Annotated in this window: 19 protein-coding genes; 9 read left to right on the plus strand and 10 right to left on the minus strand. The window is 56.0% G+C overall.

The window, feature by feature from the left end:
• Window positions 1-3 precede the first annotated feature (3 nt).
• Window positions 4-651 carry an MBL fold metallo-hydrolase gene (locus FHC52_RS03200; protein WP_008499950.1) on the plus strand — a complete coding sequence of 216 codons (648 nt, stop codon included), beginning with the start codon at window positions 4-6 and terminating at the stop codon, window positions 649-651.
• A 48-nt stretch (window positions 652-699) separates the two neighbouring features.
• Here the strand turns inward: FHC52_RS03200 and aspC are convergent, their stop codons facing one another.
• From aspC to pncB, 4 genes are all read right to left on the minus strand, one after another.
• Window positions 700-1,890 (minus strand): aspartate transaminase, encoded by a 1,191-nt coding sequence (gene aspC / locus FHC52_RS03205; protein ID WP_008499949.1) that lies wholly within the window; start codon window positions 1,888-1,890, stop codon window positions 700-702.
• Between the two features lie 184 nt (window positions 1,891-2,074).
• Window positions 2,075-3,133 carry a porin OmpF gene (gene ompF, locus FHC52_RS03210; RefSeq protein ID WP_008499948.1) on the minus strand — a complete coding sequence of 353 codons (1,059 nt, stop codon included), beginning with the start codon at window positions 3,131-3,133 and terminating at the stop codon, window positions 2,075-2,077.
• A 606-nt stretch (window positions 3,134-3,739) separates the two neighbouring features.
• Complete coding sequence (gene asnS / locus FHC52_RS03215; protein WP_021240867.1) at window positions 3,740-5,140, minus strand: asparagine--tRNA ligase; 1,401 nt, start codon at window positions 5,138-5,140, stop codon at window positions 3,740-3,742.
• 166 nt (window positions 5,141-5,306) lie between these two features.
• The gene (pncB, locus tag FHC52_RS03220) at window positions 5,307-6,509 is read right to left on the minus strand and encodes a nicotinate phosphoribosyltransferase (RefSeq protein ID WP_008499946.1); all 1,203 of its coding nucleotides are present in this window, start codon (window positions 6,507-6,509) and stop codon (window positions 5,307-5,309) included.
• Window positions 6,510-6,763: 254 nt separating this feature from the next.
• On the opposite strand from pncB, the gene pepN reads away from it, so the two are divergent.
• Window positions 6,764-9,376 carry an aminopeptidase N gene (pepN, locus tag FHC52_RS03225; RefSeq protein ID WP_220419913.1) on the plus strand — a complete coding sequence of 871 codons (2,613 nt, stop codon included), beginning with the start codon at window positions 6,764-6,766 and terminating at the stop codon, window positions 9,374-9,376.
• A gap of 50 nt (window positions 9,377-9,426) precedes the next feature.
• Here pepN and ssuB read toward each other — a convergent pair whose 3' ends face one another.
• The 5 genes from ssuB to ssuE are packed head-to-tail and all read right to left on the minus strand — an operon-like array spanning window position 9,427 to window position 13,667.
• Window positions 9,427-10,197 (minus strand): aliphatic sulfonates ABC transporter ATP-binding protein, encoded by a 771-nt coding sequence (gene ssuB / locus FHC52_RS03230; protein WP_021240865.1) that lies wholly within the window; start codon window positions 10,195-10,197, stop codon window positions 9,427-9,429.
• A complete protein-coding gene (ssuC, locus tag FHC52_RS03235) occupies window positions 10,194-10,985 on the minus strand; it encodes an aliphatic sulfonate ABC transporter permease SsuC (RefSeq protein WP_126287648.1) in 792 nt (263 codons plus the stop codon). Before ssuC ends, ssuB begins: the two co-directional genes overlap by 4 nt.
• Window positions 10,986-10,994: 9 nt before the next feature.
• Window positions 10,995-12,140, minus strand: coding sequence for an FMNH2-dependent alkanesulfonate monooxygenase (gene ssuD / locus FHC52_RS03240; protein ID WP_023327036.1), 1,146 nt, complete (start codon window positions 12,138-12,140; stop codon window positions 10,995-10,997).
• Window positions 12,137-13,099: a sulfonate ABC transporter substrate-binding protein gene (locus FHC52_RS03245; protein ID WP_021240863.1), complete on the minus strand. Its 963-nt coding sequence runs from the start codon at window positions 13,097-13,099 to the stop codon at window positions 12,137-12,139. The genes ssuD and FHC52_RS03245 overlap by 4 nt, the downstream gene beginning before the upstream one ends.
• Window positions 13,092-13,667 (minus strand): NADPH-dependent FMN reductase, encoded by a 576-nt coding sequence (gene ssuE, locus FHC52_RS03250; RefSeq protein WP_220419914.1) that lies wholly within the window; start codon window positions 13,665-13,667, stop codon window positions 13,092-13,094. The genes FHC52_RS03245 and ssuE overlap by 8 nt, the downstream gene beginning before the upstream one ends.
• Before the next feature lie 248 nt (window positions 13,668-13,915).
• On the opposite strand from ssuE, the gene pyrD reads away from it, so the two are divergent.
• Window positions 13,916-14,926, plus strand: coding sequence for a quinone-dependent dihydroorotate dehydrogenase (gene pyrD / locus FHC52_RS03255; RefSeq protein WP_220419915.1), 1,011 nt, complete (start codon window positions 13,916-13,918; stop codon window positions 14,924-14,926).
• A 166-nt stretch (window positions 14,927-15,092) separates the two neighbouring features.
• Entirely contained in the window at window positions 15,093-15,635 is a 543-nt protein-coding gene (gene zapC, locus FHC52_RS03260; protein WP_021240861.1) for a cell division protein ZapC, read from the plus strand.
• Here zapC and FHC52_RS03265 read toward each other — a convergent pair.
• A complete protein-coding gene (locus FHC52_RS03265; protein WP_008499937.1) occupies window positions 15,632-16,741 on the minus strand; it encodes a YcbX family protein in 1,110 nt (369 codons plus the stop codon). The two genes, zapC and FHC52_RS03265, sit on opposite strands and share 4 nt — an antisense overlap.
• A gap of 98 nt (window positions 16,742-16,839) precedes the next feature.
• On the opposite strand from FHC52_RS03265, the gene rlmKL reads away from it, so the two are divergent.
• From rlmKL to pqiC, 5 genes are read left to right on the plus strand one after another with little or no spacing between them, the layout of a single operon-like run.
• A complete protein-coding gene (rlmKL, locus tag FHC52_RS03270; RefSeq protein WP_008499936.1) occupies window positions 16,840-18,948 on the plus strand; it encodes a bifunctional 23S rRNA (guanine(2069)-N(7))-methyltransferase RlmK/23S rRNA (guanine(2445)-N(2))-methyltransferase RlmL in 2,109 nt (702 codons plus the stop codon).
• Window positions 18,949-18,960: 12 nt separating this feature from the next.
• Complete coding sequence (locus tag FHC52_RS03275; protein WP_008499935.1) at window positions 18,961-20,868, plus strand: ABC transporter ATP-binding protein; 1,908 nt, start codon at window positions 18,961-18,963, stop codon at window positions 20,866-20,868.
• Window positions 20,869-20,881: 13 nt separating this feature from the next.
• A complete protein-coding gene (gene pqiA / locus FHC52_RS03280) occupies window positions 20,882-22,135 on the plus strand; it encodes a membrane integrity-associated transporter subunit PqiA (RefSeq protein ID WP_008499934.1) in 1,254 nt (417 codons plus the stop codon).
• Between the two features lie 4 nt (window positions 22,136-22,139).
• Window positions 22,140-23,780: an intermembrane transport protein PqiB gene (gene pqiB, locus FHC52_RS03285; RefSeq protein ID WP_008499933.1), complete on the plus strand. Its 1,641-nt coding sequence runs from the start codon at window positions 22,140-22,142 to the stop codon at window positions 23,778-23,780.
• Window positions 23,777-24,343, plus strand: a complete 567-nt coding sequence (gene pqiC, locus FHC52_RS03290) for a membrane integrity-associated transporter subunit PqiC (RefSeq protein WP_008499932.1) — start codon at window positions 23,777-23,779, stop codon at window positions 24,341-24,343. Before pqiB ends, pqiC begins: the two co-directional genes overlap by 4 nt.
• The last annotated feature ends 150 nt before the right edge of the window (window positions 24,344-24,493 follow it).

Raw genomic sequence — 24,493 nt, forward strand, 5'->3', positions numbered from 1 at the left:
AGTATGAACTATCGTATTATTCCGGTTACCGCGTTCTCCCAGAATTGCTCACTCATCTGGTGCGAACAGACTAAACTGGCCGCGCTTGTCGATCCCGGCGGTGACGCTGAGAAGATCAAGCAGGAAGTCGCCGACAGCGGCGTGACGCTTATGCAGATTTTACTGACGCATGGTCACCTCGACCATGTGGGCGCAGCGGCTGAACTGGCTGAACACTACGGCGTGCCGATTGTCGGTCCGGAAAAAGAAGATGAGTTCTGGCTACAGGGGTTACCCGCCCAAAGCCGCATGTTTGGCCTGGATGAGTGTCAGCCCCTGACGCCCGATCGCTGGCTGAACGAAGGAGAGCGCGTTAGCATAGGGAATGTGACTTTACAGGTGTTGCATTGTCCTGGGCATACGCCAGGCCATATCGTCTTCTTTGATGACCAGTCCCGTCTGCTGATCTCCGGCGATGTGATTTTCAAAGGTGGCGTAGGACGCAGCGATTTTCCGCGCGGCGATCACGGACAGCTGATTCAGTCGATTAAACAGAAGTTATTGCCGCTGGGTGATGATGTGACGTTTATCCCTGGGCACGGTCCGATGTCGACGCTGGGCTATGAACGGCTCCATAATCCGTTCCTTCAGGATGAAATGCCTGTCTGGTAACCCGAATAAAAAAAGCCTGCATGATGCAGGCTTTTTTATGGGCGCAAATTACAGTACGGCGACAATCGCTTCGCACAGCGGCGCCATGTTGTCAGGCGTCATGCCTGCAACGTTCACGCGGCCAGACGCTACGGCGTACACGCCGAACTCTTCACGCAGACGCAGAACCTGCTCTTTGGTCAGACCGCTGAACGAGAACATGCCGTTCTGTTTGATGATAAAGCTGAAGTCGCGGTCCGCGCCTTTCTCCGCCAGGGTGTTCACAAACAGCAGGCGCATGCGCTGAATACGCTGACGCATATCGTTCAGCTCTTGTTCCCAGATGGCGCGCAGCGCATCGTTGCTCAGGATAGTCGCAACGACAGATGCACCGTGTGCCGGTGGGTTAGAGTAGTTAGCGCGGATAACGGATTTCATCTGGCTGAACGCGCGATCGACGGTTTCATCGTTAGCCGCAACCAGCGTACAGGCACCTACACGCTCATTGTACAGACCAAAGTTCTTGGAGTAGGAGCTTGCAACGATCAGCTCCTGATGCACCGCGGCGAACGCGCGCAGGCCTTCGGCATCTTCTTCCAGACCACGGGCGAAGCCCTGGTAGGCAAAGTCAAACAGCGGCAGCCAGCCTTTTTCTACGGACAGCTTCGCCAGATGTTCCCACTGCTCAAGCGTTGGATCGATACCGGTTGGGTTGTGGCAGCAGCCGTGGAACAGCACCACGTCACCCGCCTGCGCTTCGCTCAGGCTTGCCAGCAGGCCGTCAAAGTCCAGAGAGTGGTTTGCTGCGTCGTAGTAGGCGTATTCACGCACTTCCAGACCCGCAGAGTTAAATACGCTCTTGTGGTTCGGCCAGCTTGGATTGCTTACCCAGACACGCTTCACAGAGGTGTTTTTCGCAAGGAAATCCGCCGCCACGCGCAGCGCGCCGGTACCGCCCGGGGTCTGTGCCGTACGGGCACGTTTGTCACTCACAATTGCACTGCCTTTACCGAACAGCAGCTCCTGGGTGCAGCGACCAAATTCAGGGATACCATCAATACCGAGGTAGTTTTTGGTGGTTTCGTTTTCCAGCAGATACTGCTCAGCTTTCTTAACGCTGGTCAGTACCGGAGTTTTGCCGGTTTCATCTTTATATACACCAATACCCAGGTTGATTTTGCCAGGGCGGTCGTCGGCACGAAACAGATCGGCCAGGCCCAGAATCGGGTCGGCAGGAGCGGCGGTAATGTTCTCAAACATGACGAAGTTCCATTGTGATTACAGAAGTGAAATCCGCTATCAGGTTAACGGTAGATTTACAAAATGCCAACCGTTTGCGACGAAAAGCGTGCGGCTTTTCAAAAGTCGCCATTATTTTCTGTCAGGCATAAAAAAACAGGGCCGAAGCCCTGTTCATTAAGCATATAACAAAGTGGTGTACTGATTAGAACTGGTAGACGAGACCCAGTGCTACAGTGTCATCGTTGTTGATGCCCAGTTTGTTGTCATCTTTCAGCTGGTTGATCTGGTAGTCAACATAGGTGGACATGTTTTTGTTGAAGTAGTAAGTCGCGCCAACTTCGATGTAGTTGATGAAATCTTCATCACCAATGCCTTCAACATCTTTCGCTTTAGATTTGTAGTAAGCGATGGATGGACGCAGACCGAAGTCGAACTGATACTGAGCGACAACAGAGAAGTCCTGAGATTTGTTAGCGAAACCTTTGCTGCTCAAACGCGCGGCGTTGTGCATTTCGCCGTACAGTGCTGCCAGGTAGATGTTGTTTGCGTCATACTTCAGGCCAGTTGCCCACTGCTCAGCTTTATCGCCTTTACCCCAGTCCAGTTTTTGCTGGCTGTTGGTACGGTCAGCTGCGCCGTATGCACCCACAACGCCAAAGCCTTCGAAATCATAGCTAACTGAGGTTGCCCAACCGTCACCGTTAGAACGTACTGCATCATCACGGTCATTTTTGCCCAGGTACTGAACGCCAAAGTTCAGACCGTCAACCAGGCCGAAGAAGCCGCTGTTACGGTAAGTCGCCAGACCACCATTACGGCTGGAGAAGAAGTTATCGCTCTTGCCAGTGTCGCCACCCCATTCTGGCAGCATATCGGTGATGCCGATTGCATCGTACACCAGGCCATAGTTACGACCGTAGTCGAAGGAGCCTGCATCACCGAATTTCAGACCTGCGAACGCCAGACGGGTTTTATTACCGCTCTGAGCATCGGCGCCTTCGGAGTTGTTACCCTGGAAGTTGTATTCCCACTGGCCATAACCGGTCAGCTGGTCGTTGATTTTCGTTTCGCCTTTGAAGCCCAGACGAGCGTAAGTCTGGTCGCCATCGTTGCCAGCATAGTCAGAGAAGTAATGCAGACCAACCGCTTTCCCGTAAAGATCCAGTTTATTAGAGTCTTTGTTATAGATTTCTGCAGCGTTGGCTGCACCGGCTACCAGCAGGGCAGGGATTACCACTGCCAGAATATTGCGCTTCATCATTATTTATTACCCTCATTGGTTTTTTTATGACACTCGCCACTGCCGTCAATAAATTCTGTCAATAAATATTTCCGGAACTATTGATGAGAGTTTGGTGTCTTTATGTATCTGACAGACATCTTTCCATTCGCCGAAGCGTTTCGCTAGCCTGAAAGTGCTACAATTCTCAAGATTGAGTAACCAAAAGAAAATATATGTAACTAAATGTGTATTTTTGGGAACTTTGTGAACCACCTCAAACTTCAGAACGCCCTGGTGAATTAAGCGACAGCATCTATCCTATATATATGAATTCCTTATGATTAATTTGGATAAAGGCAATTCATATAAACAGACGATAAACGACTCGTTTTTTCTTATGACGCCGAAAAGCCTTCTGGATGGCTGTAAAATTGGTTGAAATTTGTGCTATTGCTTGAGGATGTAATAAGCGCAATAAGAATGGGGTTTATTTTTTGTGGCTGGATATTTCGCGGAAACAAAACGTAACAGGTAGTGGTTGTGACGGGGTGAAGGTTTGAAGATGCTGACTTTGCGCTGACGAAAACTGACAATACAGGATAAAATAATGGCCAGCACAGGCTGGCCATTTTAGTCTTTTACCGATTAGAAGCTGGCGTTACGTGGCGTACGTGGGAACGGAATCACGTCACGAACGTTCTGCACACCGGTCACGTAGGCAATCAGACGCTCAAAGCCCAGACCAAAACCGGCGTGCGGTACGGTACCGTAACGACGCAGATCGCGGTACCAGCTGTAGTCCGCAGGGTTAAGACCCATCTCTTCCATACGCGCGTCCAGCACGTCCAGACGCTCTTCACGCTGAGAGCCACCGATGATTTCACCGATGCCCGGCGCCAGGACGTCCATCGCTGCCACGGTTTTACCGTCTTCGTTAAGGCGCATATAGAAGGCCTTAATGTCTTTCGGGTAGTTTTTAACGACAACCGGCGCTTTGAAATGCTTCTCGGCCAGATAGCGCTCGTGCTCAGACGCCAGGTCTACGCCCCAGTAAACCGGGTTCTCGAACTTCTCACCGCATTTCTCGAGGATCGCCACCGCGTCGGTGTAGTCCACCTGCGCAAAATCGGCAGAGACGAAGCGCTCCAGACGGGCTACCGCGTCGCTGTCTACGCGCTCGGCGAAGAATTTCATGTCGTCCGGACGCTCTTCCAGCACCGCTTTGAAGACATACTTCAGCATCGCTTCCGCCAGACCTGCAACATCGTCCAGGTTGGCGAACGCCACTTCAGGCTCCAGCATCCAGAATTCCGCCAGGTGACGGCTGGTGTTGGAGTTTTCGGCACGGAAGGTAGGGCCAAAGGTGTAGATTTTAGACAGCGCACAGGCGTACGTTTCGCCGTTGAGCTGGCCGGATACGGTCAGGAAGGCCTCTTTACCAAAGAAGTCTTTGTCATAGTCCACTTTACCTTCCGGGGTGCGCGGCAGGTTTTCGAGATCCAGCGTTGAGACGCGGAACATCTCACCGGCGCCTTCCGTATCGGACGCGGTGATCAGCGGGGTAGACACCCAGAAATAACCCTGCTCATCGAAGAAGCGATGCAGCGCCTGCGCCAGCGTATGACGTACGCGAGCAACCGCACCAATCAGGTTGGTACGTGGACGAAGGTGCGCCACTTCACGCAGATACTCAATGCTGTGACGTTTAGCCGCCATCGGATAGGTATCCGGATCTTCAACCCAGCCGGTGACTTCAATGGCAGAAGCCTGAATTTCGAAACTCTGACCCTGGCCCGGGGATGCCACGACCACGCCGGTGACAATAACGGAACAGCCCGTCGTCAGGTGCAGAACGTCATCATTGTAATTGGGCAGAGAATTATTAATGACGGCCTGTACAGGATCAAAGCAGGAACCGTCATAGACGGCAAGGAAGGAGATGCCAGCTTTAGAATCTCGGCGGGTACGCACCCATCCGCGCACGGTGACTTCTGAGTCAACGGCGACACGGCCCTGGAGTACGTCGGCTACAGGCACAACGCTCATAATATTCTCTCTGTTAATAGTCGGAAAAAATAAACACTTGTCCACCCTTATGGGGGGATATCTATGTTACCTGCCATCCGCTATCAGACAAGTAAATTTCGCGGTCAAAAGGGAAGAATTGAGAAATAAATAAGAAGAGGGGAGCCATGAAGGCTCCCTTAAGCGCTTAACTGGCTTTTTTGATCTGGGGAAGATCGAAGGCTTTGCGCAACGCGCGGACAAACGCCTTGTCATGGCAGATGGTTTTGCCCGGGCTGTCGGAGAGTTTCGCCACCGGTTTGCCGTTACATTCCACCAGCTTTATCACGATATTCAGAGGTTTTACCTGAGGAATGTCGCAGGTTAACCGGGTACCGATCCCGAAGCTCAGGTTCACTCTGGCGTTGAAATGGCGATAGAGTTCGACGGCTTTCGCCAGATCGAGATTATCGGAGAAGACCAGCACCTTGCTCATCGGGTCAATGCCCAGTTTCTCGTAATGGGCAATCGCCTTCTCACCCCACTCAACCGGATCTCCGGAATCGTGGCGCAACCCCTGATAACGCTCCGCAAATTCAGGTCCAAAGTCGCGCAGGAAGGCATCCATCGTAATACAGTCCGTGAGGGCAATTCCGAGTTGACTCGGGTACTCCGCAAGCCATGCGGCCAGCGCTGCGCGCTGGCTGTTAGCCAGGTCAGGGCTAATTTGCTGATGCGCCTGGAACCACTCGTGCGCCTGGGTACCCATTGGCGTCAGATTGAGGCGACGGGCCAGATCGTAGTTACTGGTGCCCACGAACCACGGCTCCTGCTGCAGACGTTTAACGATGGCTTCCTGAACGTCACGCGAAAAACGGCGGCGGGTGCCAAAGTCCATCAGGCGGAAGCGGGACATGTCCAGCCCTGCGGTCAGCGTGGAGAAGTCAGCGAGTTTCTTTTCCAGCGAGGCCACCGCCTGCGCTACGCCCGTTTCCGGGGAACGGTAGCGGTGAGCCAGTTCACTGATTACCGCCAGAAGCGGCACTTCCCACATGATCACTTCCCGCCACGGACCTGCAAGGCGAATATCCAGCTTGCCGTTATCGTTAACCACGGTGACCTGCTCCGGCTTATAGCGGAAGTCGCGCAGCCAGTTCAGGTAGTCGGCTTTGAAGAAAGGCAGGCCAGAAAGCCACTGATATTCCTCGTCCTGCAGCGTCAGATGCTGCATAGCATTGACCTGTTCACGAATGGCGTCTGCGTAGATACCGAGTAAGTCGTCGCCACGGCAGCGGAATTCCGCCGCGACATGAACGTCATAGTAATGGTGGAAAACGGCTTGCTGCATGTGCAGTTTATACGCGTCGGTATCCAGCAACGTATGCAGAACTGGAGAAGCGAATTGAGTCATAGGTGCGCAGTAGCATCCTCTCACAGGAGCGTTTAGTACAATAAACAACTCCGGAGTATACCTTGTTTAGTGATTTATTGAACCCCGATCACAACATAAGCGCGTTTTATGGTCGAGGGCATTTTGTGCCCCGTGTTATACAAATGTAGCAAAAAAAGGTATTGACCCTGAAAAGATGAACATTCTGCATAGCGCGTTTTGCGCAACAGGAATATATTGAAACGTTACTCGACAAACGATGCATAAGGTTTTCTATGACACAACAGCCACAAGCCAAATACCGCCACGACTACCGTGCGCCGGATTATCTGATTAGCGAAATCGATCTGACTTTTGACCTGGATGCCACTAAAACCGTTGTCACGGCGGTGAGTCAGGTGACGCGCCACAGCGCAACTGCTGTGCCGCTGCGTCTGGATGGCGAAGACCTGACGCTGGTCTCCCTGCATATTAATGATGAAGCCTGGTCAGACTATAAAGAAGAAAACAACCAGCTGGTCATCGACAACCTGCCGGAACAGTTTACGCTGCGCATCGTGAATGAAATCAGCCCGGCCGCCAACACCGCGCTGGAAGGGCTTTACCAGTCAGGCGTGGCGCTGTGTACCCAGTGTGAAGCGGAAGGGTTCCGCCACATTACCTGGTATCTCGACCGCCCGGACGTCCTCGCGCGCTTCACCACCAAAATCATCGCCGATAAAACCCTGTATCCCTTCCTGCTCTCCAACGGCAACCGCGTAGGCGAAGGCGAGCTGGAGAATGGCCGTCACTGGGTTCAGTGGCAGGATCCGTTCCCGAAACCGTGCTACCTGTTTGCGCTGGTGGCGGGGGACTTCGACGTGCTGCGCGATACCTTCAAAACGCGCTCAGGCCGCGAAGTGGCGCTGGAGCTGTTTGTTGACCGTGGTAACCTGGACCGCGCGCCGTGGGCGATGACCTCGCTCATCAACTCCATGAAGTGGGACGAAGAGCGCTTTGGCCTCGAATATGACCTCGACATCTATATGATCGTTGCCGTTGATTTCTTCAACATGGGCGCAATGGAGAACAAAGGCCTGAACGTCTTTAACTCCAAATACGTGCTGGCGCGCACCGATACCGCCACCGATAAAGATTATCTCGATATCGAACGCGTCATCGGCCACGAATATTTCCACAACTGGACCGGTAACCGCGTCACCTGCCGCGACTGGTTCCAGCTGAGCCTGAAAGAGGGCCTGACCGTCTTCCGTGACCAGGAGTTCAGCTCCGATCTGGGTTCACGCGCGGTGAACCGCATCAATAACGTGCGTACCATGCGCGGCCTGCAGTTTGCGGAAGATGCCAGCCCAATGGCGCACCCGATCCGTCCGGATAAAGTCATCGAAATGAACAACTTCTACACCCTGACGGTGTATGAGAAAGGCGCTGAAATTATCCGCATGATCCACACTCTGCTGGGTGAAGAGAACTTCCAGAAAGGGATGCAGCTCTACTTCGAGCGTCATGACGGCAGCGCGGCCACCTGCGACGATTTTGTGCAGGCGATGGAAGATGCTTCTAATGTCGATCTTTCCCAATTCCGCCGCTGGTACAGCCAGGCCGGTACGCCAGTTGTTACCGTCAAAGACGACTACAATCCGGAAACCGAGCAGTACACGCTGACCATCAGCCAGCGCACGCCGCCGACGGCAGAGCAGGAAGAGAAATACCCGCTGCATATTCCGTTCAGCATTGAGCTGTACGATAACGAGGGCAAAGTCATTCCATTGCAGAAGGGCGGCCACCCGGTACACCACGTGCTGAACGTGACCCAGGCCGAGCAGACCTTTATCTTCGATAACGTCTACTTCCAGCCGGTGCCTGCGCTGCTGTGTGAGTTCTCTGCGCCGGTGAAGCTGGAGTACAAGTGGAGCGATCAGCAGCTGACGTTCCTGATGCGTCACGCCCGCAACGACTTCTCCCGCTGGGATGCGGCGCAAAGCCTGCTGGCGACCTACATCAAGATCAACGTAAACCGTCACCAGCAGGGTCAGCCGCTGTCGCTGCCTGTTCACGTGGCTGACGCGTTCCGCGCGATCCTGCTGGATGAGAAGATTGACCCGGCGCTGGCCGCTGAAATTCTGACCCTGCCGTCAGCAACGGAAATCGCGGAGTTGTTCGAGATTATCGATCCGATCGCGATCGTGGCGGTGCGTGAAGCGCTGACCCGTACGCTGGCTGCTGAACTGGCGGACGAGTTCCTCGCCATTTATAACGCCAACAAGCTTGACGCTTATCGCGTTGAGCACGCGGACATTGGTAAACGTTCTCTGCGTAACACCTGCCTGCGCTATCTGGCGTTTGGTGAAACCGAGCTGGCGAACACCCTGGTGAGCAAGCAGTATCACGAGGCGGATAACATGACCGACGCGCTGGCCGCGCTGGGCGCAAGCGTTGCCGCCGAACTGCCGTGCCGCGATGCGCTGATGCAGGAGTATGACGACAAGTGGCATCAGGATGGTCTGGTAATGGATAAGTGGTTCATCCTGCAGGCGACCAGCCCGGCGGCCGATGCGCTCAGCAAGGTGCGCAGCCTGCTGAAGCATCGTTCCTTTACCCTGAGCAACCCAAACCGCGTGCGCTCGCTGATTGGCGCGTTTGCCAGCAGCAACCCGGCCGCATTCCACGCCGAAGACGGCAGCGGTTATCAGTTCATGGTGGAAATGCTGACCGAGCTGAACAGCCGTAACCCGCAGGTGGCGTCGCGTCTGATAGAGCCGCTGATCCGTCTGAAACGCTACGATGAGAAGCGTCAGGCGAAGATGCGTGCCGCGCTTGAGCAGCTGAAAGGGCTGGAAAACCTGTCTGGCGATCTGTACGAGAAGATTGCTAAAGCGTTAGCGTAATAAAAGTTTACCCTCCCTCTCCCTGTGGGAGAGGGCCGGGGGTGAGGGCATCAGGCATTAGCCTTAGCTCGCTGTAACTCCGTACCTCCGCGTTTCATCACCCGATCCAGCACTTCTGCCTCCAGCTCCGCCAGTCTTGCCGAGCCCACGCGACGAGGCCGGGGAAGATCCACCGTCAGATCCAGACCGATTTTTCCTTCCTCTATTAACAGCACCCGATCGGCCATTGCGACGGCTTCGCTCACGTCATGCGTCACCAGCAGTACCGTAAAGCCGTGCGTCTGCCAGAGGGAACCAATCAAATCCTGCATTTCGATTCGCGTCAGGGCGTCGAGCGCGCCCAGTGGTTCATCGAGCAAGAGCAGGCCCGGACGGTGAATCAACGCCCGCGCCAGCGCCACGCGCTGCTTCTGTCCACCCGAGAGTGCGGCAGGCCATTCATCGGCGCGATTTTCCAGCCCAACGGCGGCCAGCGCCTGGCGGGCTTCATCCCGCCAGTTACCCTTAAGACCGAGCCCGACATTGTCGATAACCGATTTCCACGGCAGCAGGCGTGCATCCTGGAACATCATGCGGGTATCGCCCTGAATATTCGAAAGCGGCGTCGTTCCTGCCAGAATGTCGCCGCCGTTGGGGGCTTCCAGTCCGGCCAGCAGCCGTAGCAGCGTACTCTTGCCGCCGCCGCTGCGCCCGACTACGGCCACAAACTGTCCGGCGGGAATATGCAGATCCAGCCCGTTAAGAATGGTGTTATCGCCGTAGCGTTTGGTGACACCGTTCAGCAGTAACGGGGTCCCCTGATTCAGTCGTGCAGTATTCATGCTTTCGCCTCCTGAAGGCTATAGGCTGGGTTCCAGCGCAGCCAGCTGCGCTCCAGCCACTGGGCGCTGACGTCAGCGAGTTTGCCGAGCAGGGCGTAAAGGATAATGGCAACCACCACCACGTCCGTTTGCAGGAATTCGCGGGCGTTCATCGCCAGATAACCAATCCCGGAGTTGGCTGAGATGGTTTCCGCCACAATCAGCGTCAGCCACATCAGGCCGAGCGCGAAACGCACCCCGACCATAATGGAGGGCAGGGCGCCCGGCAGAATCACGTGAACAAAGAGGGAAAAACCCGATAAGCCGTAGCTGCGCGCCATCTCCACCAGACCACGATCGATATTGCGGATGCCGTGCCAGGTGTTGATGTAAATCGGGAACAGCGTGCCCAGCGCCACGAGGAAGATCTTGGCGCTCTCATCAATCCCAAACCACAGAATGACCAGCGGGATCAGCGCCAGATGCGGCACGTTGCGCAGCATCTGGATGGAGGTATCCAGCAGCCGCTCGCCCCAGCGTGAAAGGCCGCTCAGCAGACCCAGAACCAGCCCGATACTGCCGCCGATGGAAAACCCGATCGCGGCGCGCCAGGAGCTGATCGCCAGATGCTGCCACAGCTCTCCGCTGACGCTCAGCGACCAGAACGCTTCTACAACGCCCTCCGGAGAGGGCAGAATGCGGCTCGACAGCCAGCCGGTGGACGATGCGAGCTGCCAGAGCGCCACAATGCCGACGGGTAAAAACCACGGCGCGGCGCGCAGCAGCCATTTTTGTAAGGTGGCAGACATGGTCCCTCCTTAGCTCTGTGCGGCTTTGCGTGGAATAAATTCGTTTGCCACGGCTTCGCCCTGCAGCTGGAGCTGCTGCGGCTGCGGAACCTCCGGAATGGCGACATCCAGGTGCGGAAACAGCAGCTCGCCGACCTTGTACGCCTCTTCCAGGTGCGGATAACCGGAGAGAATAAAGCTGTCGATACCCAGTTCGGCGTATTCATTGATGCGCGCGGCCACGGTCGGGCCGTCGCCGACCAGCGCCGTACCCGCACCGCCGCGCACCAGGCCGACGCCCGCCCATAGGTTCGGGCTGATCTCCAGATTCTCGCGCTTGCCGTTGTGCAGGGACGCCATCCGGTGCTGCCCGACGGAGTCGGTTTTGGCAAACGCGGCCTGCGCTTTGGCGATGGTCTCATCGTCCAGATGGGAAATCAGACGGTCCGCCGCCCGCCAGGCCTCATCATTGGTTTCACGCACAATCACGTGCAGGCGAATACCGAAGCGCACCTTGCGGCCATGGGCGGCAGCTTTCGCGCGGACCTGAGCGATTTTTTCTTTCACCAGCTCAGGCGGTTCGCCCCAGGTCAGATAGAGGTCGACCTGCTCGGCGGCGAGGTCCTGGGCCACATCCGACGACCCGCCAAAATAGAGCGGCGGGCGCGGCTGCTGCACCGGCGGGAAGTAGAGCTTCGCGTCGCGAACGTGAATATGCTTGCCTTCAAAGGTGACGGTTTCCCCTTCCAGCAGGCGTCGCCAGACGCGGGTGAACTCGGCGGAGGCCTCATAGCGTTCGGTATGGTCGAGGAACACGCCGTCGCCCGCCAGCTCCTGTGGATCGCTGCCCGTCACCAGGTTAAACAGGGCGCGGCCGTTGGACAGCCTGTCCAGCGTGGCCGCCTGACGTGCCGCCACGGTAGGGGAGACGACGCTCGGGCGTAACGCGACAAGGAACTTCAGGCGCTGGGTGACCGGGATCATCGACGCGGCGACCAGCCAGGCATCTTCACATGATCGTCCGGTCGGGATCAGCACCCCGGTGAAACCGATTCGGTCCGCCGCCTGTGCAATCTGCTGCAGGTAGCCATGGTCAACCGGGCGTGAACCCTCTTCTGTACCAAGATAGTGTCCATCACCGTGGGTGGGTAAAAACCAGAAAAGATTCAGACTCATGATTTAGCTCCTTCTTTGCCTGCGGGTTGCCAGATGCGTTCGCGAATAGTGACCTGTTTTGGAACCAGGCGGTTTTGATAGAAGAGGTCAGCCGTTTGTTGCTGAAGTGCGGCGACGTGTGCGTCCACCGGCGTAATGGTGGTCGGCGGACGGTGGTTGAGATAGCTCGCGATCACCGGCTCAGGTAAGCCCATGGTTTTCGCCAGCAGGGCAATGCTCTCCTGACGCTGGCTCTGAGTCAGGGCATCGGCCTGGGTAAAGGTATCCAGCACGCCCTGAATAAATGCGCCGTTCTTTTCCGCATAAGGGCGTGCGGCCAGATAGAACGAGCCGGTCTGCTTCAGCGTGGTACCGTCTTTCAGCACGCGAACGCCACCCTGCAGCAATGCGGCGGAGTAGTACGGGTCCCAGATGGCCCAGGCATCAACGTTCTTCTGCTGGAACGCGGCGCGCGCGTCGGCAGGCGTCAGGTAGACGGGCTGAATGTCGGTGAACTTAAGCCCGGCCTCTTGCAGAGCGCGTAGCAAAAGGTTGTGTGAGCTGGAACCTTTCTGGAAAGCGACCTTATGGCCTTTAAGATCGGCGACGCTTTTAATGTCGCTGTTTTCAGGCACCAGAATGACTTCGGCCTTAGGCTTTGGCGGCTCAACGCCAACGTAGAGGAGGTCCGCTCCCGCGGCCTGGGCGAATATAGGTGGGATATCGCCCGTGCTGCCGAGATCGATACTGCCCACGTTCAGGGCCTCCAGCATCTGCGGGCCGGCCGGGAACTCCACCCAGGAGAATTTGGTGTCCGGGAAGCGTTTTTCCAGAAGCTGGTGGCTTTTTGCCAGCACCATGCTGACGCTGCCTTTCTGATACCCGATACGTAAACTTTCCGGAGCCGTTTCTGCGGCATGGGCCAGCGAGGTAAGCGCCATCAAACCTGCCAGTCCGATGCGGGTTAACGTTTTAAACATGTGCGACTCCTTGAGGCTGACCAAACGCCGGGGCCTGGATATCCCGGCGATGCAGGGCATGCCAGAACGTTTCCAGAGCATTATCGAGGCGGGTTTGCAGGTTAGGCGTAAAGTGGGGTTTGTGTTGATAGTCGATGACCTGTGAGTCATCGGCGAAAACGCCGTGGAGGATCTCCTGCGCTTTCAACGCGTTCAGCACCGGCTTCAGGGCATAATCCACGGCCAGTAAATGGGCAACCGTACCGCCCGTTGCCAGCGGCAGCACCACCTTGCCGTCCAGCGCGCGTTCCGGAAGCAGATCGAGCAGGGTTTTCAGGGCCCCGGAAAAGGAGGCCTTATAGATGGGCGTTGCTACGATCAGGCCGTCCGCGCCGTTAAGTTGCTCAATGAGGGTTTTCAGCGCGGGGCTGTCGAAACGGGCGTAGAGCAAATCTTCAGGTTCGAAGTTATGCAGGTTCCAGTGGCACACTTCCACATCCAGAGCATTTAGTTTTTCACGGGCATATTCCAGCAGGACGCTGGAGCGCGACGGGAATCGTGGACTTCCGGCCAGGGTAATGACGCGCATACTTCCTCCTTATAACTAATTGTTTGCTTTTATCTAACATTCATAACAATTTTAAGGAGTGTGACACCGCGCGTTTATTCCACTAAATGATTTATCTGCAATTAAAATGCGAAAAAGTGCATAAGAAATAGACGGGGAGGTAAACGATTGCGTTTTACGCGGGTTTTTTGCCGCAGGTCAATTCCCTTTCTCGCCGGGATCGCCCATAATCCCCTCCCGGTTTGCACACCGGGAATCCAGGAGAGTTCATGTACTACCCCTTCGTTCGTAAAGCCCTTTTCCAGCTCGACCCTGAGCGCGCTCATGAATTGACATTCCAGCAATTACGTCGTATTACCGGAACGCCTCTGGCCGCGCTGGTGCGCCAGCATGTGCCGGTAAAACCTGTGCAGTGCATGGGGCTGACTTTTAAAAATCCGCTGGGTCTGGCGGCCGGTCTGGACAAAAATGGCGAGTGCATTGATGCCCTGGGCGCGATGGGCTTTGGCTCCATTGAAATCGGTACCGTCACCCCGCGCCCGCAGCCGGGAAATGACAAACCGCGCCTGTTCCGACTGGTGGAAGCCGAAGGGCTGATCAACCGCATGGGCTTCAACAACCACGGTGTTGATCACCTGGTCGAGAACGTAAAAAAAGCCCACTTTGACGGAATACTGGGCATCAATATCGGCAAAAATAAAGACACGCCGGTCGAGCAGGGTAAAGATGACTATCTGATTTGTATGGAAAAAGTCTACGCCTATGCCGGTTATATTGCGGTGAATATTTCCTCACCCAATACCCCGGGCCTGCGATCCTTACAATATGGTGAAGCGCTGGACGATCTTCTGAGTGCCATTAAAAATAAGCAAAATGAACTCCAGGCGATCCACCACAAATATGTTCCGGTCGCGGTTAAGATCGCCCCGGATCTTTCTGCCGAAGAATTGATCCAGGTTGCCGACAGTTTGGTTCGCCATAATATTGATGGTGTAATTGCGACCAATACCACGCTCGATCGTTCCCTCGTGCAGGGAATGAAAAACTGTGACGAAGCGGGTGGGTTAAGTGGCCGTCCGGTGCAATTAAAAAGCACCGAAATTATTCGCGCCCTGTCTGCGGAATTAAATGGCCGCCTGCCGATTATTGGCGTCGGCGGCATTGACTCCGTGATTGCTGCGCGTGAGAAGATGGCGGCGGGTGCGTCACTGGTGCAAATCTATTCCGGCTTTATTTTTAAAGGACCGCCGCTGGTTAAAGAAATCGTTACGCATATCTAATCTTTTCTCGTAATCAGACAACCGGGGCTTTATTTCCAGCCCTGGTTGTTTTATATTCCGTCACTGTTGCTTATTTAGACATTATAGTCTTTTATTAATGGTGTTATAAACGAAGCGGCAAACAGGACATTTTTAGTACAGGACGTTTCGGGGACGGGAGAGAAACATGCGAATTAAACCTGACGATAACTGGCGCTGGTATTTTTGCGACGAGCATGACCGAATGATGCTCGACTTAGCCAATGGCATGTTGTTTCGCTCTCGTTTTGCCCGCCGAATGTTAACCCCGGACGCTTTTTCCCCGTCAGGCTTTTGCGTTGATGACGCTGCGCTTTATTTCTCCTTTGAGGAAAAATGTCGCGATCTGATGCTCTCGAAAGAGCAGCGCGCCGAGCTGGTATTAAATGCGCTGGTGGCTATCCGTTTCCTGAAGCCGCAAATGCCAAAGAGCTGGCATTTCCTGCCGCACGGCATGAACTGGACCCCGGCAACGGGCGATGCGGCCAGCGTCAACCTGAGCGATACCGCAGAAGAGGTGAGCCTGCTGGTGGTAGAGCCAGGCGAAAATGCCGCGCTCTGCCTGCTGGCCCAGCCTGGCGTGACGATTGCCGGGCGGACGATGCAGCTCGGGGATGCCATTAAGGTCATGAACGACAGGCTGAAGCCCCAGCTTCGCGTGGATGCCTTCAGCCTCGAGCAGGCGGTTTAAGCTTCCAGCTGTACGGACGTTTTCGGGACGCAGCTACAGCACAGAATTGTGCCGTCATTTCCAATTGCCGACTTTTTCAACGCACTCACTTCGCCATCCACCAGTCTGATACGACAGCATCCGCAAATGCCCGCGCGGCAGGAATAGGGTATGCGGATCCCCGCTTGTTCCAGCTGCTCAAGCAGTACCTGCTGGTTGTTACCCCGGATGACGTTGCCCTGCCAGTGAATATCTACCGCAGAGGCGACGTTCGTCTCAACGTCGACAAACTCCTCCTCCTGACCCGAGCCGTACACTCTCGCTGGCCCACGAGCAAGAATTTCGACCTCATCGCCGACGCGGATCGCGCCGCTGGAGCGTGGGATCAGGTTCTGGCCGAAATCGACATCGCCATTATCCTGCGCGGTGCGGAATGATTGCAGGGTTTTCAACGGTTCGCCGGAAGGATGCTTCTGGCCTTTCTCCGGGCTCACCGTCGTGAAAATGCAGCGGCTGCACGGCTTCACAACGTCAAAAATGACGCTGCCGATGCGGATCACTTTCCAGGTATCTTCATCCCAGGCATCCGCGCCGGTGACGACCAAATTCGGTCGAAACTGTTCCATCTGCACGCTGGCTTTGCAGCGGCCTTGTAAATCACGCAGCGAGGCTTCGTTCGTCAGCAGGAACGGGAAGCCATCGGCGAAGGAGAGGGGAACGGCGTCGTGGCGCTTTACGCGACGCGTCAGTTCAGGCCCAACCCAGCGCAGCTGCACGTCGCGGGAGAAGAAGCCGCTCAGCCAGCGGTTAATCTCATCCGGGGCGATGCGCGCGGTAAAATGGTTTCCCCACACTTCCGTTGGCGCATCGACGGGCGCAAAATCAGCAAAGCGAATCACCGCGCTGGAACCGTCCGGCGCGGTAAGATGCAAACCGTCGTGAAGCGGGGAAGGGGTAAAGCGAACCATCTGAGGGAACTGGCGTGCGGTAATAAAGGTACCGTCAGGCTCGGTGACCATAAAAATTCGATCGAAGGCGAATCCGCTCATGTCGGCCAGCGCGTGAGAGACGCCGATGCCGCGCATGGATTTCACCGGATGAATAAAAAGCCTGGATAACGTCGCCACTGCACACTCCCTCGAATGAAAATAAGCCTTCAACTTTATGACATACACGCCATATTAGCTATAATGCGCGACAATTTTCTAAGAGTAAAAGTGACGATATGAATTCTCTGTTTGCCAGTACGGCCCGTGGGCTGGAAGAGCTGTTAAAAACTGAACTGGAAAGCCTGGGCGCACAAGAGTGTCAGGTGGTTCAGGGTGGTGTCCATTTTGAGGGCGACACGCGGCTTATTTACCAGAGCCTGATGTGGAGCCGCCTGGCGTCGCGCATCATGCTGCCGATGAAGGAGTGCAAGGTTTATAGCGACCTTGACCTCTACACCGGCGTACAGATGATCGACTGGACAGAGATCTTCACCCCGAATGCCACCTTTGCGGTCCATTTCAACGGCGTGAACGACGAGATCCGCAACAGCCAGTACGGTGCCCTGCGCGTAAAAGACGCCATTGTGGACTGCTTTACGCGTAAAAATAAGGAACGTCCGAACGTCGATCGTGAAAACCCGGATCTGCGTATTAACGTCTGGCTGAACGGCGACACGGCGAGTATCTCTCTCGATCTGAGCGGCGCGGGCCTGCACCTGCGCGGCTACCGCGATCGTACCGGCATGGCACCCATCAAAGAGACCCTGGCGGCCGCCATTGTGATGCGCTCCGGCTGGCAGCCGGGCACGCCGCTGCTCGACCCGATGTGCGGTTCCGGTACCCTGCTGATTGAAGCGGCCATGCTGGCCACCGACCGCGCGCCGGGGCTGCATCGCGGTCACTGGGGCTTCAAAGGCTGGGCGCAGCACGATGAAGCACTCTGGAAAGAGGTCAAAGACGATGCGCAGACCCGCGCGCGTAAAGGCCTGGCGGAGTACACCTCCCACTTCTACGGCTCCGATAGCGACCCTCGCGTCATTGAGCGCGCGCGCAGCAACGCCCGCCGTGCCGGTATTGGCGAGCTGGTCACCTTCGAAGTGAAAGACGTGGCGAACCTGACCAACCCGCTGCCAAAAGGCCCGTACGGTACGGTGATCAGCAACCCGCCATACGGCGAACGTCTCGACAGCGAACCGGCGTTGATTGCCCTGCACAGCCTGCTGGGCCGCAACATGAAGGACCACTTCGGCGGCTGGAACCTGTCTCTGTTCAGCGCCTCGCCGGAACTGCTGAGCTGCCTGCAGCTGCGTGCCGACCGCCAGTTTAAGGCGAAAAACGGCCCGCTGGACTGCGTGCAGAAAAACTACCATCTGGCGGAGAAGGCGGCCGACAGCAAGCCGTCCGGCGTGGCGGAAGATTACGCTAACCGTCTGCGCAAGAACCTGAAGAAATTTGAGAAGTGGGCGAAGCAGGAGGGCATTGAATGCTACCGCCTGTATGATGCCGACCTGCCGGAGTACAACGTGGCGGTTGACCGCTACGCGGATTGGGTGGTGATTCAGGAATATGCGCCGCCGAAAACCATTGATGCGCAAAAAGCGCGTCAGCGCATGCTGGACGTTATTGCCGCCACCATCGCCGTGCTGGGTATTGCGCCAAACAAGCTGGTGCTGAAAACCCGCGAGCGTCAGAAAGGGAAAAATCAGTACCAGAAGATGGGCGAGAAGGGCGACTTTATCGAAGTGGGCGAATATAACGCCCGTCTGTGGGTCAACCTGACCGACTATCTGGATACCGGCCTGTTCCTCGACCACCGTATCGCCCGCCGCATGCTGGGTCAGATGAGCAAGGGCAAGGACTTCCTGAATCTCTTCTCCTATACCGGCAGCGCCAGCGTGCATGCGGGTCTGGGCGGCGCGCGCAGCACCACCACGGTGGATATGTCCCGCACCTATCTGGAGTGGGCGGAGCGAAACCTGCGTCTTAACGGCTTAACCGGGCGTCAGCATCGTCTGATGCAGGCTGACGTGCTGGGCTGGCTGCGCGACACCGACGAGCAGTTTGACCTGATCTTTATCGATCCGCCGACCTTCTCCAACTCCAAGCGCATGGAAGATAGCTTTGACGTTCAACGCGATCACCTGCGCCTGATGACCGACCTGAAGCGCCTGCTGCGTAAAGGCGGCACCATTATGTTCTCGAACAACAAACGCGGCTTCCGTATGGATCATGACGGCTTAGCAGCCCTGGGACTGAAAGCACAAGAAATCAGCCAAAAAACGCTGTCTCAGGACTTTGCCCGTAACCGTCAAATCCATAACTGCTGGTTGATTACCGCGGTCTGAAAGGAAAAATAAATGTCTTTAATTAGTATGCACGGCGCGTGGCTCTCTTTCAGCGACTCACCGCTTCTCGACAATGCAGAGCTGCACATCGAAGATAACGAGCGCGTCTGTCTGGTGGGCCGTAACGGCGCGGGTAAATCCACGCTGATGAAAATCCTTAACCGCGAACAGGGCCTGGATGACGGGCGCATTGTTTACGAGCAGGATCTGATTGTCTCCCGCCTGCAGCAGGATCCACCGCGTCACGTGACCGGCAGCGTGTACGATTTCGTGGCGGAAGGGATCTCCGAGCAGGCTGAATACCTGAAGCGCTATCACGAGATTTCGCATCTGGTGATGACCGATCCGAGCGACAAAAACCTCAACGAGCTGGCAAAAGTGCAGGAGATGCTCGATCACCACGGTCTGTGGCAGCTTGAAAACCGCATTAATGAAGTGCTGGCGCAGCTCGGGCTGGAACCCGACATGGAGCTGTCGGCGCTCTCCGGCGGCTGGCTGCGTAAAGCGGCCCTGGGTCGTGCGCTGGTCAGCGGGCCGAAGGTGCTGCTGCTGGACGAACCGACGAACCACCTGGATATTGAGGCGATCGACTGGCTGGAAGGCTTCCTGAAAACCTTCAGCGGCACCATCATCTTTATCTCGCACGACCGTTCGTTTATTCGCAATATGGCGACGCGCATTGTCGATCTCGACCGCGGCAAGCTGGTGACCTATCCCGGCGATTACGATACGTATCTGCTGGAAAAAGAAGAAAACCTGCGCGTGGAAGAGCTGCAGAATGCGGAGTTTGACCGCAAGCTGGCGCAGGAAGAAGTCTGGATCCGCCAGGGCATCAAAGCCCGCCGTACCCGTAACGAAGGCCGCGTGCGCGCCCTGAAGGCGATGCGTCGCGAGCGCAGCGAACGCCGTGAAGTGATGGGCAGCGCCAAAATGCAGGTGGAAGAGGCGTCCCGTTCCGGCAAGATTGTCTTTGAAATGGAAAACGTTAACTATCAGGTTGACGGTAAAGTGCTGGTGAAAGACTTCTCGGCACAGGTTCAGCGCGGCGACAAAATTGCGCTCATCGGCCCGAACGGCTGCGGTAAAACCACGCTGCTGAAACTGATGCTCGGCCAGCTGCAGGCCGACAGCGGCCGCATTCACTGCGGGACCAAGCTGGAGGTCGCCTACTTCGACCAGCACCGCGCGGAGCTGGATCCGGACCGTACGGTGATGGACAACCTCGCCGAAGGCAAGCAGGAAGTGATGGTGAACGGCAAGCCGCGCCACGTGCTGGGCTACCTGCAGGACTTTCTGTTCCATCCGAAGCGTGCCATGACGCCGGTGCGCGCGCTGTCAGGCGGTGAGCGCAACCGTCTTCTGCTGGCGCGCCTGTTCCTGAAGCCAAGCAACCTGCTGATCCTCGATGAACCGACCAACGATCTGGATGTCGAAACGCTGGAACTGCTGGAAGAGCTGATTGACGGTTATCAGGGTACCGTGATGCTGGTCAGCCACGATCGTCAGTTCGTTGACAACACCGTGACCGAGTGCTGGATCTTCGAAGGTGAAGGGCGAATTGGTCAATATGTCGGCGGTTATCACGATGCAAAAGGGCAGCAGGCACAGTCGCTGGCGACGAAGCAGTCAAAGTCCAAAATAAGTTCTGAACCTGCTGTAACAAAAGCAGAAACTGTCAAGAAAACCTCGGCTAAACTAAGCTATAACCTGCAGCGCGAACTGGAGGGGCTACCGCAGCGTCTTGAAGAGCTGGAGGCTGCGCTTGAGGATCTGCAAAAACAGGTTGCTGATGCGTCATTCTTTACCCAATCGCATGACTATACTCAGAAAGTATTGGCTGAAATGTCCGCGGCTGAAAAAGCCCTGGAAGACGCCTTTGAGCGCTGGGAGTACCTTGAGTCTCTGAAAAACGGCGCATAAACAGGGATAACATATGTGTGACCAGCACCATGCCGACAGGCATATTTTATGCTCGCAATGCGATATGCTCGTGGCGTTGCCAGAGCTTGGTCACGGACATAAAGCCCTGTGTCCACGCTGTGGCGCGACGTTGACAACCGAGTGGGACGCGCCGCGGCAGCGTCCCACTGCTTACGCGCTGGCAGCACTATTCATGCTGCTGCTCTCTAATCTCTTCCCCTTCATCTATATGAAGGTGGGGGGGATCACCAGTCAGGTGGATCTGCTTGAAATCCCGGGCGTGATGTTCTCGGAAGATTACGCCAGCCTGGGGACCTTCTTTCTCCTGTTTGTCCAGATAGTCCCGGCTTTTTGCCTGGTCGTCATCCTTTTGCTGGTGAACCGCGTCAGGATGCCGGCACCGCTGAAAATCCGACTTGCGCGTATTCTGTTTCAGCTCAAAAGCTGGGGGATGGCGGAGATCTTTCTGGCGGGGATCCTGGTCAGTTTCGTGAAGCTGATGGCGTACGGCGACGTGGGGATTGGCAGCAGCTTTATTCCCTGGTGTCTGTACTGCGTCCTGCAGCTGCGCGCTTTCCAGTGCGTGGACAGACGCTGGGCGTGGGATGATATCGCCCCGGCACCGACGCTTGCGCAGACGGTGAAGGTCGGCGTGCCCGGCATTCGCCAGGGGCTTCGCTCGTGCCCGTGCTGTACCGCCGTGCTGCCCGCCGATCTCGACGTTTGTCCGCGCTGCGAAACGAAAGGGCACGTGCGCCGTAAAAATAGCCTGCAGTGGACGATGGCGCTGCTGGTCACGTCCGTCATGCTGTATCTGCCAGCCAATATTCTGCCAATCATGATCACCGATTTGCTCGGCGACAAAATGCCCTCGACGATCCTGGCCGGGGTGATACTGCTCTGGGGCGAAGGTTCCTATCCGGTCGCTGGCGTCATCTTTATCGCCAGTATTATGGTGCCCACCTTAAAAATGATCGCCATCGCCTGGCTCTGTTGGGATGCGAAAGGTCATGGGAAACGCGACAGCGAACGCATGCACCTGATTTATGAAGTGGTCGAGTTTGTCGGACGCTGGTCAATGATTGACGTGTTTGTCATCGCCGTTCTCTCTGCGCTGGTGCGGATGGGCGGTTTGATGAGTATTTATCCTGCGATGGGGGCTTTAATGTTTGCACTGGTCGTGATCATGACCATGTTTGCGGCCATGACCTTCGACCCTCGTTTATCGTGGGATCGTGAGCCTGAATCAAGCCATGAGGAAGAGTAAGAGCATGGAAAATAAGAGTGGAGAGGCGAAAGTGCAGAAGGTCAAAAACTGGTCTCCGGTGTGGATTTTTCCCATCGTGACTGCGCTGATCGGTGCCTGGATCCTGTTTTATCATTACAGCCATCAGGGGCCGGAAGTGACGCTGATAACCACCAATGCCGAGGGGATTGAGGGCGGTAAAACGACCATCAAAAGCCGTAGCGTGGATGTGGGCGTGGTGGAAAGCGCAACCCTGACCGACGATTTAACCCATGTGGAGATTAAGGCGCGCCTGAATGCCGGCATGGAAAAACTGCTGCACGGCGATTCCGTTTTCTGGGTCGTTAAGCCGCAGGTGGGGCGTGAAGGGATCAGCGGCCTGGGGACGCTGCTCTCGGGTGCCTACATTGAGCTGCAGCCGGGCGCTAAGGGTAACCAGCCGGCCCAATACCAGCTTCTGGATTCACCGCCGCTTGCACCGCCTGATGCCAAGGGCATCCGCGTGATCCTCGACAGCAAAAAAGCGGGTCAGCTCACGGCGGGCGACCCGGTTCTGTTCCGCGGCTACCGCGTCGGTTCGGTTGAGAAAAGCACGTTTGATCCACAGAAACGCGCGATCAGCTATCAGCTCTTCATTAATGCGCCAAACGATCGCCTGGTCACCAGCAACGTCCGCTTCTGGAAAGACAGCGGGATCGCGGTGGATCTGACTTCGGCAGGCATGCGCGTTGAAATGGGTTCGCTGACCACGCTGTTTGGTGGCGGCGTGAGCTTTGACGTGCCGGAGGGCCTGGATTTAGGGCAGCCGGTCGCAGAGAACACCGCTTTCCGTCTCTTTGACGATCAAAAAAGCATTCAGGATGCGCTCTATACCGATCACGTTGACTTCCTGATGTTCTTTAAAGACTCCGTTCGCGGCCTGCAGCCGGGGGCGCCTGTTGAGTTCCGCGGCATTCGTCTCGGTACGGTTGGGCAAGTGCCGTTCTTCGTTCCGGGCCTTCAGCAGGTGCTGGATGATGATTACCGCATTCCGGTACTGATCCGCATTGAACCAGAGCGTCTGCTTAATCAAATTGGTGAAAATCAGGATATCGCGACTCATATCACCCAACTGATGGAACGCGGTCTGCGCGGGTCGCTGAAAACCGGCAACCTGGTAACCGGTGCGCTGTATGTGGATATGGACTTCTACCCGAAAGCACCGCCGATTACCGGTATCCGTGAATTCGGTGGCTACAAGATCATTCCAACGGTGAGCAGCGGTCTGGCGCAGATCCAGCAGCGTCTGATGGAGACGCTGGATAAGATCAACAATCTGCCACTGAATCCGATGATTGAAGCGGCAACAAACTCGCTGAGCGAAAGCCAGGCAACGATGCGCCGTCTGCAAACCACGCTGGATAACATCAACAAGATCACGGCGAGCCAGAGCATGCAGCAGCTGCCGCAGGACATGCAGAAAACGCTGCGTGAGCTGAACCGCAGTATGCAGGGCTTCCAGCCGGGATCAGCGGCCTATAACAAGATGGTGGCAGATATGCAGCGTCTTGATCAGGTCCTGCGTGAACTGCAGCCGGTGCTGAAAACGCTCAACGAGAAGAGCAATGCGCTGGTGTTCGAAGCGAAAGATAAAAAGGATCCTGAGCCGAAGAGGGCAAAAGAATGAAAAAATGGCTATTGATGGTTGGCGCTCTGCTGTTAACGGCATGCAGTTCAGGGGGAGATAATAAAAGCTATTATCAGCTGCCTGTGGCAACCCACAGCGGTGGGCAAAGCACGGCCAGTCAGGGAAACCGCCAGCTGTGGGTTGAGCAAGTCGCCGTGCCAGATTATCTGGCAGGAAACGGCGTGGTCTATCAGACCAGCGACGTGAAATACGTGATTGCAACCAACAACCTGTGGGCCAGCCCGTTGGATCAGCAGCTGCGCAACACGCTGGTGGCCAATCTGGGCAGCCAGCTTCCGGGGTGGGTAGTCGCATCGCAGCCGCTGGGTAACGATCAGGATACGCTGAACGTCACCGTAACGGGCTTCCACGGCCGTTATGACGGTGCGGTGGTCATCAGCGGGGAGTGGTTGCTGAACCATCAGGGGCAGCTGATTAAGCGTCCTTTCCATCTGGAGCTGAAGCAGCAGAAAGATGGCTATGACGAAATGGTGAAAGTCCTGGCTCAGGGATGGGCGCAGGAGTCGGCCAGTATCGCGAGAGAGATTTCCCGGCTGCCATAAGTAAAATTCATCATCAGAAACCGCAATCGGTCTGTCGCTGATTGCGGTTTTTTTTCGTTTTCAACTCAGGTTGTTACTTGTGCCACGTCACAATTTTTGTACAAATGAACTTCCAGCTAGCTCACAAATATGACACCCGTATGAATTTTG

Source organism: Enterobacter sp. EC_64 (genome assembly GCF_019584165.1).
GTDB classification, from domain to species: Bacteria; Pseudomonadota; Gammaproteobacteria; order Enterobacterales; family Enterobacteriaceae; genus Enterobacter; species Enterobacter roggenkampii.

What these genes read in the sequence shown, in the direction of transcription:
- pncB (WP_008499946.1), bottom strand. Translation starts at nt 6,509, where the DNA reads ATGACTCAATTCGCTTCTCCAGTTCTGCATACGTTGCTGGATACCGAC.
- ssuC (WP_126287648.1), bottom strand. Translation starts at nt 10,985, where the DNA reads ATGTCTGCCACCTTACAAAAATGGCTGCTGCGCGCCGCGCCGTGGTTT.
- ssuD (WP_023327036.1), bottom strand. Translation starts at nt 12,140, where the DNA reads ATGAGTCTGAATCTTTTCTGGTTTTTACCCACCCACGGTGATGGACAC.
- FHC52_RS03275 (WP_008499935.1), top strand. Translation starts at nt 18,961, where the DNA reads ATGTCTTTAATTAGTATGCACGGCGCGTGGCTCTCTTTCAGCGACTCA.
- pqiA (WP_008499934.1), top strand. Translation starts at nt 20,882, where the DNA reads ATGTGTGACCAGCACCATGCCGACAGGCATATTTTATGCTCGCAATGC.
- FHC52_RS03200 (WP_008499950.1), top strand. Translation starts at nt 4, where the DNA reads ATGAACTATCGTATTATTCCGGTTACCGCGTTCTCCCAGAATTGCTCA.
- zapC (WP_021240861.1), top strand. Translation starts at nt 15,093, where the DNA reads ATGCGAATTAAACCTGACGATAACTGGCGCTGGTATTTTTGCGACGAG.
- ssuB (WP_021240865.1), bottom strand. Translation starts at nt 10,197, where the DNA reads ATGAATACTGCACGACTGAATCAGGGGACCCCGTTACTGCTGAACGGT.
- FHC52_RS03245 (WP_021240863.1), bottom strand. Translation starts at nt 13,099, where the DNA reads ATGTTTAAAACGTTAACCCGCATCGGACTGGCAGGTTTGATGGCGCTT.
- rlmKL (WP_008499936.1), top strand. Translation starts at nt 16,840, where the DNA reads ATGAATTCTCTGTTTGCCAGTACGGCCCGTGGGCTGGAAGAGCTGTTA.
- pqiC (WP_008499932.1), top strand. Translation starts at nt 23,777, where the DNA reads ATGAAAAAATGGCTATTGATGGTTGGCGCTCTGCTGTTAACGGCATGC.
- ssuE (WP_220419914.1), bottom strand. Translation starts at nt 13,667, where the DNA reads ATGCGCGTCATTACCCTGGCCGGAAGTCCACGATTCCCGTCGCGCTCC.
- aspC (WP_008499949.1), bottom strand. Translation starts at nt 1,890, where the DNA reads ATGTTTGAGAACATTACCGCCGCTCCTGCCGACCCGATTCTGGGCCTG.
- pqiB (WP_008499933.1), top strand. Translation starts at nt 22,140, where the DNA reads ATGGAAAATAAGAGTGGAGAGGCGAAAGTGCAGAAGGTCAAAAACTGG.
- pepN (WP_220419913.1), top strand. Translation starts at nt 6,764, where the DNA reads ATGACACAACAGCCACAAGCCAAATACCGCCACGACTACCGTGCGCCG.
- asnS (WP_021240867.1), bottom strand. Translation starts at nt 5,140, where the DNA reads ATGAGCGTTGTGCCTGTAGCCGACGTACTCCAGGGCCGTGTCGCCGTT.
- ompF (WP_008499948.1), bottom strand. Translation starts at nt 3,133, where the DNA reads ATGATGAAGCGCAATATTCTGGCAGTGGTAATCCCTGCCCTGCTGGTA.
- pyrD (WP_220419915.1), top strand. Translation starts at nt 13,916, where the DNA reads ATGTACTACCCCTTCGTTCGTAAAGCCCTTTTCCAGCTCGACCCTGAG.